This window comes from Belnapia rosea (genome assembly GCF_900101615.1).
Taxonomy (GTDB): domain Bacteria; phylum Pseudomonadota; class Alphaproteobacteria; order Acetobacterales; family Acetobacteraceae; genus Belnapia; species Belnapia rosea.
The window spans coordinates 395,818-408,803 of the sequence record NZ_FMZX01000002.1 but is presented as its reverse complement, the minus strand read 5'-3'; the positions used below and the strand labels follow the sequence as shown (position 1 = coordinate 408,803).

13 protein-coding genes and 1 riboswitch are annotated in these 12,986 nt (G+C 69.5%); of the genes, 7 read left to right on the top strand and 6 right to left on the bottom strand.

The window, feature by feature from the left end:
• Positions 1–20: 20 nt before the first annotated feature.
• The 5 genes from BLR02_RS08095 to BLR02_RS08075 all read left to right on the top strand — a co-directional run bounded on the left by BLR02_RS08095 (position 21) and on the right by BLR02_RS08075 (position 5,601).
• Complete coding sequence (locus BLR02_RS08095; protein ID WP_090563321.1) at positions 21–1,232, top strand: CaiB/BaiF CoA transferase family protein; 1,212 nt, start codon at positions 21–23, stop codon at positions 1,230–1,232.
• Complete coding sequence (locus tag BLR02_RS08090; protein WP_090563319.1) at positions 1,229–2,032, top strand: enoyl-CoA hydratase; 804 nt, start codon at positions 1,229–1,231, stop codon at positions 2,030–2,032. The genes BLR02_RS08095 and BLR02_RS08090 overlap by 4 nt, the downstream gene beginning before the upstream one ends.
• Before the next feature lie 214 nt (positions 2,033–2,246).
• Positions 2,247–2,903 carry an exopolysaccharide biosynthesis protein gene (locus tag BLR02_RS08085; protein WP_090563317.1) on the top strand — a complete coding sequence of 219 codons (657 nt, stop codon included), beginning with the start codon at positions 2,247–2,249 and terminating at the stop codon, positions 2,901–2,903.
• A gap of 51 nt (positions 2,904–2,954) precedes the next feature.
• A riboswitch (cobalamin riboswitch) is annotated at positions 2,955–3,174 on the top strand.
• A gap of 146 nt (positions 3,175–3,320) precedes the next feature.
• Positions 3,321–5,267: a TonB-dependent receptor plug domain-containing protein gene (locus BLR02_RS08080; protein ID WP_090662251.1), complete on the top strand. Its 1,947-nt coding sequence runs from the start codon at positions 3,321–3,323 to the stop codon at positions 5,265–5,267.
• 13 nt (positions 5,268–5,280) lie between these two features.
• A complete protein-coding gene (locus BLR02_RS08075) occupies positions 5,281–5,601 on the top strand; it encodes a YnfA family protein (protein ID WP_090662248.1) in 321 nt (106 codons plus the stop codon).
• A 28-nt stretch (positions 5,602–5,629) separates the two neighbouring features.
• Here BLR02_RS08075 and BLR02_RS08070 read toward each other — a convergent pair whose 3' ends face one another.
• Complete coding sequence (locus BLR02_RS08070; protein ID WP_090563632.1) at positions 5,630–6,640, bottom strand: polyprenyl synthetase family protein; 1,011 nt, start codon at positions 6,638–6,640, stop codon at positions 5,630–5,632.
• A gap of 215 nt (positions 6,641–6,855) precedes the next feature.
• On the opposite strand from BLR02_RS08070, the gene BLR02_RS08065 reads away from it, so the two are divergent.
• Entirely contained in the window at positions 6,856–7,068 is a 213-nt protein-coding gene (locus BLR02_RS08065) for a putative signal transducing protein (protein WP_090563312.1), read from the top strand.
• Positions 7,065–7,817: a tRNA1(Val) (adenine(37)-N6)-methyltransferase gene (locus BLR02_RS08060; protein WP_342670563.1), complete on the top strand. Its 753-nt coding sequence runs from the start codon at positions 7,065–7,067 to the stop codon at positions 7,815–7,817. The genes BLR02_RS08065 and BLR02_RS08060 overlap by 4 nt, the downstream gene beginning before the upstream one ends.
• Before the next feature lie 120 nt (positions 7,818–7,937).
• Here BLR02_RS08060 and BLR02_RS08055 read toward each other — a convergent pair whose 3' ends face one another.
• From BLR02_RS08055 to BLR02_RS08035, 5 genes are all read right to left on the bottom strand, one after another.
• Positions 7,938–8,222, bottom strand: a complete 285-nt coding sequence (locus BLR02_RS08055; RefSeq protein ID WP_090563310.1) for a hypothetical protein — start codon at positions 8,220–8,222, stop codon at positions 7,938–7,940.
• A 107-nt stretch (positions 8,223–8,329) separates the two neighbouring features.
• A complete protein-coding gene (locus BLR02_RS08050; RefSeq protein ID WP_090563309.1) occupies positions 8,330–9,013 on the bottom strand; it encodes an SCO family protein in 684 nt (227 codons plus the stop codon).
• Between the two features lie 77 nt (positions 9,014–9,090).
• Complete coding sequence (locus BLR02_RS08045; RefSeq protein ID WP_408735470.1) at positions 9,091–10,152, bottom strand: ribonucleotide-diphosphate reductase subunit beta; 1,062 nt, start codon at positions 10,150–10,152, stop codon at positions 9,091–9,093.
• A 38-nt stretch (positions 10,153–10,190) separates the two neighbouring features.
• Positions 10,191–12,098, bottom strand: coding sequence for a ribonucleoside-diphosphate reductase subunit alpha (locus tag BLR02_RS08040; RefSeq protein WP_090563307.1), 1,908 nt, complete (start codon positions 12,096–12,098; stop codon positions 10,191–10,193).
• Positions 12,099–12,630: 532 nt separating this feature from the next.
• The gene (locus BLR02_RS08035; RefSeq protein ID WP_090662245.1) at positions 12,631–12,963 is read right to left on the bottom strand and encodes a hypothetical protein; all 333 of its coding nucleotides are present in this window, start codon (positions 12,961–12,963) and stop codon (positions 12,631–12,633) included.
• Positions 12,964–12,986 lie beyond the last annotated feature (23 nt).

Sequence of the window (12,986 nt, the reverse complement as noted above, 5' to 3'; positions counted from 1 at the left end):
GCATCGCGGGGAGGATACCGATGCCGGAAAGCCCGACTGATCCACAAGGGAATGCCGAGACCCGGCTGCCGCTGGCCGGCATCCGCGTGCTCGACCTGACCCTGGCGCGCGCCGGGCCGACCTGCGTGCGGCACCTGGCGGATTGGGGGGCGGATGTCATCCGCATCGAGCCGCCGGGCCCTGCCGATGCGCTGGCCGGGGCACGGGATGGCTTCGACAGCGTGAACCTGCACCGGAACAAGCGGGGCGTCGCGCTCGACCTGAAGAACCCGGCCGGGCATGCCGCCTTCCTGAAGCTGGCCGCGACCGCCGATGTGGTGGTCGAGAATATGCGGATGCAGGTGAAGCACCGCCTCAAGATCGCCTTTGAGGACCTGGCGCCGCTGAACCCGCGCCTCGTCTATGCCTCGATCTCCGGCTTCGGGCAGACGGGCCCCTATTCGAAGCGCGGCGGCGTCGACCAGATCGCCCAGGGCATGGGCGGGCTGATGAGCATCACCGGCGAGAAGGGGCGCGGCCCGATGCGGGTCGGCATCCCGATCAACGACCTGACGGCGGGCAACCTGCTGGCCTTCGGCATCATGCTGAAGCTGTTCGACCGGGAGCGGACCGGGCGTGGCGGGTATGTGCATACCTCGCTGCTCGAGGCGCAGGTCTTCATGCTGGACTTCCAGGCCAGCCGCTACCTGATGGATGGCGAGGTGGCGGGCCAGGCGGGCAACGACCATCCCGTCAACATCCCGATGGGCGTCTTCCCGACCAGCGACAAGCCGATCAACATCGCCGCCTCCACGCCCAAGCTCTGGACCAATTTCTGCAAGGCGGCGGGGCATGAGGAATGGCTCGCCGTGCCGGAATGGCTCACCGCGGGGGGCCGCAGCAAGGACCGGGCGCGGGTGAACGCCACCATCGCCGCGGTGACGCAGACCCAGTCGAGCGAGTGGTGGATCGAGCGGCTGGAGGAGGCCGGCATCCCCTGCGGCCCGGTGAACGACATCGCCGAGGTCTTCGCCGACCCGCAGGTGCGGCACCTCGAGATGGCGATGCCGATGCATCACCGGACGCGCGGCGACATCCATGTCGTCGCCAACCCGCTGAACATCGAGGGGATGGAGACCGGCGTCACCCGCGACGTACCGGGGCTCGGCGAGCATGGGGCGGAGGTGCTGGCCGAGGCCGGGCTCTCCGCCGAGGAGATCGCGGAATTGCGGGCCAAAGGGGCACTTGGATGAGCAGCATGGAATTCGCCGACGGCAAGATCCTGGCCAGCAGCGAGGGCGGCGTGGGCCGGGTGGTGTTCAACCAGCCGGAGAAGCGCAACGCCATGTCGGTCAACATGTGGACCGGCATGGCGGAGGCGCTGGAGCGCTTCGCCGAGGACGATGCGGTACGCTGCGTGATCCTGCAGGGGGCGGGTGACAAGGCCTTCGTCTCGGGCGCCGACATCTCCCAGTTCGAGAAGAACCGGGCCAATGCGGATGCGCAGCGGGAATACGAGAAGCTGACCAGCGCCGGCCGCGCCAAGCTGGCGGCCTATCGCAAGCCGGTGATCGCGCAGATCCGCGGCTTCTGCATGGGCGGTGGGCTCGGCATCGCCATGTCGACCGATATCCGCATCGCCTCGGAGGACAGCCAATTCGGCATCCCGGCGGCGAAGCTCGGCATCGCCTATGGCTTCGACATGGTGCGCGCCCTGGTGGACCTGGTGGGGCCGGCCCATGCCCATATGATCCTGATGACCGGCGAGCGCTTCGAGGCCCGCGAGGCGGAGCGGATGGGCCTCGTCAACAAGGTCGTCCCGGTGGACCAGCTCGAGGCGACGGTGGCGAAGCTGGCCGCGACCATGGCGGCCAATGCCCCCCTCTCGCTCGGCACCAACAAGCAGACGGTGAAGGCGGTGCTGATGGACCGGGCGGACCGGGACATGGCGGCGCTGCAGGCGGCCATGGCCGCCTGCTTCGACAGCGAGGATTACCGTGAGGGGCGGCGGGCCTTCATGGAGAAGCGCAAGCCGGCCTTTACCGGACGCTGAGCTGGCCGGGATTGCGTCCTGCGGCGCAATCCCGGAACGGGCCCGATATGGAAGCCCCCTCGAAAATGCGGGAGCGTCCAGCTTTGCGCGAAAATCCCGATGCATGACGCGGCCGCATTCCCTAGGATGCGGCAGCCGTGACACATCCGAAAGAAAATGGGTGGCACGATTGGCTTCGCTACGCGTCTGGGATCGAAGGAGCCGTTAGCCGCGCATGGATGGAAACCTCGAGGCCGCGCCGGTCGGCGTGCCTACCAGTGAAAGTTGTGCCCATGGGGCCGGTGCCCCCATCTCCCGCATCGTGGCGGAAGTGGCGGCGCGCTTCCCGGGCGAGCGCATCACCCTCGGCGAGATGGCCGAGGCCTTCGGGGACCGGGCCTTCGGCCTGCTGATCCTGCTGCTGCTGCTGCCTTCGCTGCTGCCGGGCATGGCCTCGGTCTTCGGCTTGCCGGTGTTGCTGCTCGGCATCCAGATGGGGCTCGGGCGGCGGACGCCGAAGCTGCCGGCCTTCCTCGCCCGGCAGAGCGTGAAGCGGACGGACCTGTTGCGGCTGGCCGGCGGCGGCTCCAGCTGGATGACGCGGATCGAGACCTATGTCCGGCCGCGCCCCGGCTTCTTCACCTCGCCGATCGGGGACCGGATCTTTGGCTGGCTCACCGCCTATGTGGCGCTGATGCTCATCCTGCCGGGGCCGGGGACGAATGGGCCGCCGGCTTTCGGCAACATCGTCATGGCGCTCGGCCTGGTCGAGCACGACAACCGGGTGATGGCCTGGGGCGTAGGGCTCACCGTCGCCGGCTGCGTCTTCGCCACGGTGGTGCTCGTCCTCATCTGCTGGCTCGGGGTGCAGGCCTTCAGCTGGCTGTTCTGAACGGCGGAAAGGTTGCGCCGGCGCCCCTCGCCCTGCGCACACGATCCTGCTAGCTAGCCGCCATGCGCCGGTGGCCCGCAAGGGCTGAAACGGGAATGCGGCAGGCGGGGCGACCCGCACGTCCGCGGCTGCCCCCGCAACTGTAGGCGGTGAGGCCTTTCCAGACGCCATTGCATCCAGCCGGATGTGAGAAGGCGGGAAGGCCGCGGGTCCCCCGTTCCGGGCGATCCCCACCGCGAGCCAGGAGACCGGCCGGCGCAGAGTTGTCTCGCGCGTGCCGGGCGGGGTGCACCGGCGCACAGGAAGTACGGGCCGCCGCGACCTGCGGTGGCCTCTCCGATTGCGGGAACGACGCCCGTCGTTCCGGTCCGGCTCGCCGGGCCGGGGCTCTGTCGTCATGCGCAATCGGAGGATCCGATGCGACGCCTGTTCCTGTTCCTGGCGAGCGGCCTGGCCGCCCTCGCCACCCCTGCCCGTGCCCAGCAGGCCATTCCCGACACCATCGTCACCGGCACCCGCATCCCGACCCCGGCCGAGCGGGTGCCGGCCGCCATCACCGTCATCACCCGCCAGGAGATCGAGGAGCGCGGCTACCAGTCGCTGGCCGAGGCGCTGGTCTCCGTCCCCGGCATCCGGCTGGCGCCGCTCGGCGGGCTCGGGGCGCAGACCACGGGCTTCGTTCGCGGCAATTCCGGCCGGGCGGTGCTGGTGCTGCTGGACGGCGTGCCGCTGAACGACCCGGCCGAGGCGAACGGCGCCTTCAATTTCGGCAATGACCTGCTCTTCGACGTGGAGCGGATCGAGGTGCTGCGCGGGCCCACCTCGGCGCTCTACGGCTCGGCGGCGATCGGCGGCGTGATCAACCTCGTCACCCGGCGGGCGCCGGCGGACCGGGCGGCGCAGCCCTATGGCGAGCTCGCCGGCGGCACGCAGCGGACGCTGCGCGGCGGGCTCGGGGTGGCGGGGACGGTCGGCACGGTCGATTACCTGTTCTCGGGCCAGTCGATCTCGACCGAGGGCTCGAACGCCACGGCGCCGCGCTTCGAGCGCTCGCTCGGCGAGCGGGACGGGTTCCGCGGCGGCTACGGCACCGCGCGGCTCGGCTGGACACCCACCGAGGGCAGCCGGGTGGAGGCGCTGCTGCGCTGGCGGCAGACCAATTTCGGCCTCGACAGCGTGCCGCAGGACGACCCGAACTACTCGGGCGAGGACCGTCGCTATTACGGCCAGCTGCGCGGCGAGACCCGGCTGTTCGACGGCATCTGGACCACCGGGCTGCGGATCGCGGCGACCGAGGACCGGCGGACCTATTCCAACCTGCCGGACCAGCTGAGCTTTTCCAGCACGAGGGACTATTATCGCGGCCGGCGCACGGTGCTCGACTGGGGCAATACGGTGCGGCTGCCCTCGGCCGGCATCCTCAGCGACGGGGCGCTCGGCTTCGGCATCACCCATACCGGCGAGGAATCGCTGAGCCGCAGCGGCGGCGCGGGCTTCCAGACCCTGGTGGATGCCAGCCAGCACAGCACCGGCGGCTACGCGACGCTGCAGTACCGCGCCTTCGAGCGGCTCGACCTGACGGCCGGGCTGCGCCACGACGCGACCACGGGCTTCACCGACGCCACGACCTGGCGCGTCGGCGCGGTGCTGGCGCTGCCGGAGATCGCCTCGCGGGTGCGGGTCTCGGCCGGCAGCGGCTATGCGGCGCCCTCGCTCTACCAGCGCTTCGGCGTCATCAGCGGCTTCTTCCAGGGCAACCCGGAGCTGAAGCCGGAGCGGTCGCTCGGCTGGGAGGTCGGGGCGGAGACGGATATCCCGGCCTTCGGGCGGCGCGCCTTCCTCACCCCGAGCTTCACCTATTTCCAGAGCCGGGTGCGGGACCTGATCAACTTCAACGGCGGCTTCAACACGCTGGTGAATGTCGACCGCGCCCGCATCCATGGCGCGGAGCTGGGGCTGACCCTGCGGCCAGCGAGCTGGTTCGAGACGACGGCGGCCTGGACCATCACCGAGGCCTTCGACGACACCACGGACCGGCGGCTGCCGCGGCGGCCGGAGCATGTCGTCAGCATCACCGCCCGGCTGGCGCCGCTGCCGAAGCTGGTGATCGCGCCGACGGTGCTCTTCACCGGCCGCAGCCCGGAGGGGGCCTTCGCCTCCTACGACAACGGGGGCAGCAGCTATGCCTATGCGCGCAGTAACCCGGCGGGGACGGTGGTAAACCTCACCGCCACCTGGCAGGCCTTCGAGCAGGCCACGGTCTTCCTCGAGGCGCGCAACCTCGGCAACAGCCGCTACGAGCCGGCGAACGGCTTCGTCACGCCGGGGCGCAGCCTGCTGGTGGGCACCCGCTTCGCGCTGTGAGAGAGAGGGGGGCATGATCGCCCCCCTTGCCTACCCCGCCGCGGCGCTGGCCGAGATCGCCGGCTGCTTCGCATTCTGGTCCGTGCTGCGGCTCGGCGCCTCGCCCTGGTGGCTGGGGGCGGGGATGGCCTCCCTCGCCCTCTTTGCCTGGCTGCTGACGCTGGTGGAGACCGGCGCGGCGGGGCGGGCCTTCGCGGCCTATGGCGGGGTCTATATCGCCGCCTCGCTGGGCTGGATGTGGCTGGTCGAGGGCGAGGCGCCGGATGGGCGCGACCTCGCTGGGGCGGCGCTGTGCCTGGCGGGCGCGGGGGTGATCCTGCTGCGGCCGGCCTAGCAGGCCGGGCGGCGCCCTTTCGGCCGCCCTAGCGTGCCCGGGCGATGCAGAAGGCGACGATGCCGGCGAGCGCGCGGCGGACCGGGCCGTCCGGGAAGGCCTCGAGCGCGGCCAGCGCCGCGTCGCCATAGGCCTGGGCGCGGGCGACGGTGTCGCGCAGCGCGCCATGACGCTGGATCAGCGCCTGGGCCTGGGCCAGATCCTCCGGCCCCTGTTCCCGCTCCTCGAGGGTGCGGCGCCAGAAGCCGCGCTCCGCCTCGTCGCCCCGCTCGAAGGCGAGCAGCACGGGCAGGGTGATCTTGCCCTCGCGGAAATCGTCGCCGACCGTCTTGCCGAGGCGTTCCTGCTCCGCGGCGTAGTCGAGCGCGTCGTCGACGAGCTGGAAGGCGATGCCGAGGTTGCGGCCATAGGATTCGAGCGCGGCTTCCTCGGCCTCCGGCCGGTCGGCGACGACGGCACCGATGCGGGTCGCGGCGGCGAAGAGGGCGGCGGTCTTGCCCTCGACCACTTCGAGATACTGCGCCTGGGTGGTGGTGGTGTCGTTCTGGGTGGCGAGCTGCAGCACCTCGCCCTCGGCGATGGTGGCGGCGGCTTCCGACAGGATGGCGAGCACCTTCAGGCTGCCATCCGCGACCATGACCTGGAAGGCGCGGGCGAAGAGGAAGTCGCCCACCAGCACGCTCGGCTTGTTGCCGAAGAGCGCATTGGCGCTGGCCTGGCCGCGGCGCAGGGCGCTTTCGTCCACCACATCGTCATGCAGCAGCGTCGCGGTGTGGATGAACTCGACGCAGGCGGCGAGCGCCACATGCCGGTCGCCACGATAGCCGCACAGCTGGGCGGCGGCGAGGGTCAGCAGCGGGCGCAGCCGCTTGCCGCCGGCCGCGACGATATGCGCGGCGAGTTGCGGGATGAGCGCGACCGGGCTGTGCATGCGTTGCACGATCAACCGGTTGCAGGCCTCGAGATCGGCCTGGACGAGGTCGGTCAGCGCGGTCAGCGCATCCTCGGCACCATGCGTTGCCGCATCGCTGACCGGCATCGTCACCCGGGAATCATCCGGTACAGCACGCGCAACCGCTGCCACTTCGCTTGAACCCTGGCTCCATGCGGTCGGAGGTGCCTCGGCGGAATCGCCTGGACGGCCCATTTCGCCCGCCAATACAAAGGCCGTGGCGGGGCCGCCACGGCGGCCGGCACCATAGCCACGCCGGCACATGGCGGCAAGCGCAGGGAAAACAAGGATTTGGTCGAAGCATGCGGCTGATCGCCCGGAGCGTGGACCCCGTCCGGCTCAGTTTCCTGATGGCACTGTTGCGGGATGCGGGCATCGACTGCGTGATGCTCGACCAGCACATCAGTGCCGTCGAAGGTGGAATCGGCGTCTTCCCCCGCCGCATCGCGGTCGCCGCCGAGGATTGGGAGCGGGCGCGGCAGGTGCTGCAGGAGGCGGGCGAGGAGACGGCGTGATCGCCCCCGAGGATTGCACGGAGGATCTGCTGCTCGGTGGGCGGGTGCGGCTGCGCCAGCCCAGGCGCGGGCTGCGCGCAGGGCTGGATGCGGTGCTGCTTGCGGCCGGCATCCCGGCCCGGCCCGGCCAGTCGGTGCTGGAGGCGGGTTGCGGCAGCGGCGCGGGTTTCCTCTGCCTCGCCGCGCGGGTGCCGGGGCTGCGGATCACCGCGGTGGAGCGGGATGCGGGGCTGGCGGCGCTGGCGCGGGAGAATGCGGCGGCGGCGGGCCTCGCCGTCGAGGTGATCGAGGGTGATGTCCGGGACCAAGCCCTGGCCCGGCGCCTGCCGCCCTTCGACCATGCCTTCGCCAACCCTCCCTTCTGGCCCGGCGGCACCGCGCCGCCCGAGAAGGGACGCGAGGCGATGACCCATGCGACGGGGGCTGAGGCGGCGCGGCTGGCGGATTGGGCGCGCTTCCTCGCGGCGCCGCTGGCACGGCGGGGGACGCTGAGCCTGATCCTGCCGGCGGCGCGGCTCGATGCCGGGATGGCGGCCCTGGCCGGGGCGGGCTGCGCCGGGACGCTGCTGCTGCCCTTCTGGCCGCGCGAGGGGCGGCCGGCCAAGCGGATGCTGCTTCAGGCCCGTCGCGGAGGGCGCGGGCCGGCACGGATCTCCCCGGGCCTCGTGCTGCATGGGCCGGGCGAGGGTTTCAGCCCTGCGGCGGAGGGGGTGCTGCGCGGGGCGGCACCGCTGGTGCTCGAAGCCTGACCGGCATGCCGGTCAGGCTGCAGCGATCACGCCCTGGTGTTCCGATGCCGGGCGCCTGGTCGTCAACGGCCTGACTGTCCTGTCGCCCGAGGCGGAGCCCATGACCTTCAGGGGCAGGACCTAGCTGATATTCGTATCCGGGTGGCGGAGATGCCACAGCCGCTCATGCGCCGCGACGAGGCTTTCCATGTTGCGGCGGCGATTGGTGTCGGGCGAGACCGGGCGGCGTGTCAGCATCATCTCGAGGATGCGGAGCAGCTGTTCGGCCACCTCGTAATCGCCCTGGTCGCAGGCATGGTGGAAGGCGATCAGGATCTTGTCCGAAAGCCTTCGGCTGTGCCGCGGCGCCGCCGCGCTCCGGCCTGCCTCCCTTCCGCCGTCCTGATCCTGGTCCTCATCCGCCATACTGCCGTCTCCGCTCGCGGCCGGCCTGTTCGGCGATCGGGCCACTGGGTTGAGGTTAACAAGTTTTCCGCCCCAACGAAATCGTAGCCTCCGAAGTCGTGGCGTGGCTATCCCGCTGGCCGGCCGAGTTGGGACTGGACCGCGGCGGCGATCGCCTCCGGGCTCTGCTCCGGCCGGAACAGGGTGCGGACCTTGGCATCCGGGCCGACCAGGTAGATGAAGCTCGAATGGTCCATCAGGTAGTCGGTCATCTCCGGCCGCTGCACCTTGGTATAATAGACGCGATAGCGCCGCGCCGCCTCCGCTACCTGCTCCGGCGTGCCGGTCAGGCCCTGCATCCGGGGGTGGAAGCGGCCCACATAGTCGGCCAGGTGCTGCGGCGTGTCCCGTTGCGGGTCGACGGTGATGAAGACCGGCACGACCTTGGTCCCGGCCGGGCCGAGCGCGTCGAGCGCGGCGGCCATGGTGCCGAGTTCGGTCGGGCAGACATCGGGGCAGAAGCTGTAGCCGAAATAGATCAGCATCCACTGGCCGGCATAGTCGCGCTCGGTGACCGGCTTGCCGGCCTGGTCGGTCAGGCTGAAGGGGCCACCGAGGGAGAGGCCCTGGGGCAGTTGCACCCCACCGGAGGAGACCGGCCCCGCCTCGCCCCCGCCCGAGGCGCCGCTGAGCAGGGCAATGAAGGCCTCGCCCACGCCCTGGCCGGGCGCGCGGCTTACCCAGGCATAGGCCCAGGCGCCGCCCAGCAGCAGGATGAGGCCCAGGACGATGAAGCGGATGGCACGGAGCATGGCGCCTGCATAGACCTCGCCTTGCCGCGCCGCCAGTAGGTCCCTTGTCCCGTCCTGACGGTGCCGGCCGGAGCCGCCTAGTGCGTGGCGATCTCGCCCGTAGGTTGCGGCGAGTTGAAGGTGCTGTCGGAGAAGGCCTCCTCCCAGCTGCCGGAGGTGCTGGCGCGGGAGTATTCGGTGGCGCGGTTCTCGAAGAAGTTGGTGTGCTCGACCGCGTTCAGCATCTCATCGAGCCAGGGCAGCGGGTTCTTCTCGATGTGGTAGAGCGGCTGCAGGCCGAGCTGCTGCAGGCGGCGGTCGGCGATGAAGCGGATATAGGTCTTGGTATCCGCCGCATCGAGGCCCTGCACGCCGCCAAGCTCGAAGGCGAGGTCGATGAAGGCATCCTCATGGTCCACGATGGTGGCGCAGATGAGGTAGAGGTCGCGCCGCAGCTCCTCCGTCCAGATCTCCGGGTTCTCCTGCACGAAGGTGCGGAAGAGGCGGATGACGGAGAGGCAGTGCAGCGTCTCGTCGCGCACCGACCAGGAGACGATCTGGCCCATGCCCTTCATCTTCCCGAAGCGCGGAAAATTCATCAGGATGGCGAAGGAGGCGAAGAGTTGCAGCCCCTCGGTGAAGGCGCCGAAGGCGGCGAGGGTTTTGGCGATCTCGGTCTTGTTCTCGACCGTGAAGCCCTGCATGTAGTCGAATTTGTCCTTCATCTCCTTGTATTTGAGGAAGGCGCTGTATTCGAGCTCGGGCATGCCCACCGTGTCGAGCAGGTGGGAATAGGCGGCGATGTGGATCGTCTCGATATTCGAGAAGGCGGACAGCATCATCAGCACTTCGGTCGGTTTGAAGACCTGGCTGTAGTGCTTCATGTAGCAATTGTTCACCTCGACATCCGCCTGGGTGAAGAAGCGGAAGATCTGGGTGAGAAGGTTGCGCTCGCCGGTGGTGAGGTTCTTCTGCCAGTCCTTCACGTCATCGGCCAGAGGCACCTCCTCCGGCAGCCAGTGGACGCGCTGCTGGGTCAGCCAGGCGTCATAGGCCCAGGGGTAGCGGAAGGGCTTGTAGACCGGGTTGGCGGTCAGCAGGTCGAAGCGCACGGGGTGCTCGTCGGGGGAGAAATTGCCGTCGGCCATGGTCACCGCCATTCAGGACTGTGGTGTGGTGGATGTGGTGCCGGCCTGCTCTATTGGCAGGCCAGGCACTCCTCGTAATCGGTCGTCGCGGTCTGCGGGCCGCGTGCCATGAGCGGCAGCGCCGCATCGGCCGCGGTCGCTACATGCGCCGCCATGATGTCGCCCTGGCCGACGATCTTCTCGCTGATCGTGTCGGCCCGCTGGATCGAGAGGCTGCGGCAGTAATAGAGCGACTTCACCCCGCGCTTCCAGGCCATCATGTGGATCTGGTGCAGGTCCCGCTTGTGGATGTTGGCGGGGAGGAAGAGGTTCACCGACTGGCTCTGGCAGATGAAGGGCGAGCGGTCGGCGGCATGCTCCACCACCCAGCGCTGGTCGAGCTCGAAGGCGGTCTTGAAGGTGGCGCGCTCCTGCTCGGTCAGGAAATCCAGGTGCTGCACGCTGCCCTTGCGGACGGTGATGCTCGTCCAGGTCTCCTCGTCGTCGCGCCCGTGCTTCGCCAGCACCTTCTTCAGGTAGGGGTTGCGGACGATGTAGCTGCCGGACAGCGTCTTGTGGTTGTAGACATTGGCCGCCACCGGCTCGATCCCCGGCGAGGCGCCGCCGCAGATGATGCTGATCGAGGCCGTCGGCGCGATCGCCATCTTGTTCGAGAAGCGCTCCATGAAGCCGTATTCGGCGGCATCCGGGCAGGGCCCGCGCTCCTCGGCGAGGTGGCGGCTGGCGACATCGGCCTGCTCGCGGATGTGCTTGAACATCCTCTTGTTCCAGACCTTCGCCACCACGCTCTCGAAGGGCACGTTCTGCGCCTGGAGGAAGCTGTGGAAGCCCATCACGCCGAGGCCGACGGAGCGCTCGCGCATCGCGCTGTACTTCGCCTTCGCCATGCTGTCGGGCGCGGTGTCGATGAAATTCTGCAGGACGTTGTCGAGGAAGCGCATCACGTCCGGGATGAACTGCTTGTCGTCCTTCCACTCGAACCAGGTCTCGAGGTTGAGGGAGGAGAGGCAGCAGACGGCGGTGCGATCCTTGCCATGCTGGTCGCGGCCGGTCGGCAGGGTGATCTCGGAGCAGAGGTTCGAGGTCTTCACCTCGAGCCCAGCCAGCTTGTGGTGGGACGGCATCGCCTTGTTCACATGGTCGGAGAAGACCAGGTAGGGCTCGCCGGTCTCGATCCGGGCGGTGAGGATGCGGATCCAGAGGCCGCGCGCCGAGATCTTGCGCATGATCGCGCCGTCCTTCGGGCTGGTCAGCGGCCATTCCTCGTCATTCTCGACGGCACGCATGAAGGCGTCCGAGATCAGCAGCCCGTGATGCAGGTTCAGCGCCTTGCGGTTCGGGTCGCCGCCAGTCGGGCGGCGGATCTCGACGAATTCCTCGACCTCGGGGTGGCTGACGGGGAGGTAGACGGCGGCCGAGCCGCGGCGCAGCGACCCCTGGGAGATGGCCAGCGTCAGGCTGTCCATGACCCGGATGAAGGGGACGACGCCGGAGGTCTTGCCGTTGCGGCCGACCTTCTCGCCGATGCCGCGGAGATTGCCCCAGTAGCTGCCGATGCCGCCGCCCTTGGCGGCCAGCCAGACATTCTCGTTCCAGAGGCCGACGATGCCATCCAGGCTGTCATCCGCCTCGTTCAGGAAGCAGGAGATGGGCAGGCCACGGGTGGTGCCGCCATTGGACAGCACCGGGGTCGCCGGCATGAACCAGAGCTTCGAGATGTAGTCATAGATGCGCTGGGAATGCGCCGCATCGTCGCCGAAGGCTGAGGCAACACGGGCGAACAGGTCCTGGTAGGTCTCGCCCGGCAGCAGGTAGCGGTCGTCGAGCGTCGCCTTGCCGAAATCCGTCAGCAGCGCGTCGCGCGTCCGGTCGACCTGTACCTGATGATGACCTTCGAGCTGAACCGTATCGAACACCGCGCTATCCCCTATCCAGTCCCCCGGTGGGGGAGAATGCATCTCGCAGAGACCTAACACAAGATATTGGCGCTGGCCTGCCCTGATAACACCAGATCGGGTGTCCGGTTCCAAGGGGCCTCCTCAGGCCCGCCGGTGTTCGTTCGCATTCCGTTCACGGATAAGCAGTTATCCTGCGCCAATCCGTCAAGCATCATCGCAATCCATCCCCGGTATCCCCGTTATCCACAGGGTGCTCGGCCTGGCCGTGGGATGGGTTGCCGGGCCGGCACGCTCGCGCATGCCGGGCCAGACTTTGGGATCCGGGGTCATGGCAAGCGGTATCCTCGCCATCCGGCTGGAGTCGCCGTCCTTGGACTCGGCCTTCCGCGCTGCGGCCGGGCCTGGCCATGGCGCAGGCCGGCGTCAGCCAGTTCCGCATCCTCAGACCGGCGGTCGGGCGAATCGCCAGGGCGGTGATGGCTCGACGCGTTTTGCCGCCCGGGGCCGAATCGCCATCCTGCGAAGCACGGGTGCCGGATCGGGCCCTAGGCCGCCACCATCCCGGTGGCGCAGCCATTGGCGGGATAGCGGGTCAGCGGCCTTCGGCCGGCGCCGGGCGGCGCGGGCGTGCGGGGCGGGTCTGGCTGCGCGGAGCAGCAGTGCCGGCGCCGGGGTTGGGGGCCGCGATGGCGCCACCCGGCCTTGGCATGGCCGGGGCGGCGTTGCGGCCGAGCCGGCGGCGCGCCTGCTCATCCCAAGCGCGGACATCGGACCAGAAATCGCCCGGCTCCACCGTCAGCGGCGGCTGGCCACCGGGTGCCTGGCTGTTGGGCGTCTGGCTGTTGGGCGTCTGGCTGTTGGGCGTCTGGCCTGGCCGCGGCTGGGGTTGCGCCAGGGCCGGCGCCGCCAGGAGCAGCGGCAGCACCAGCCCGAGTCCTGTCCATCCTC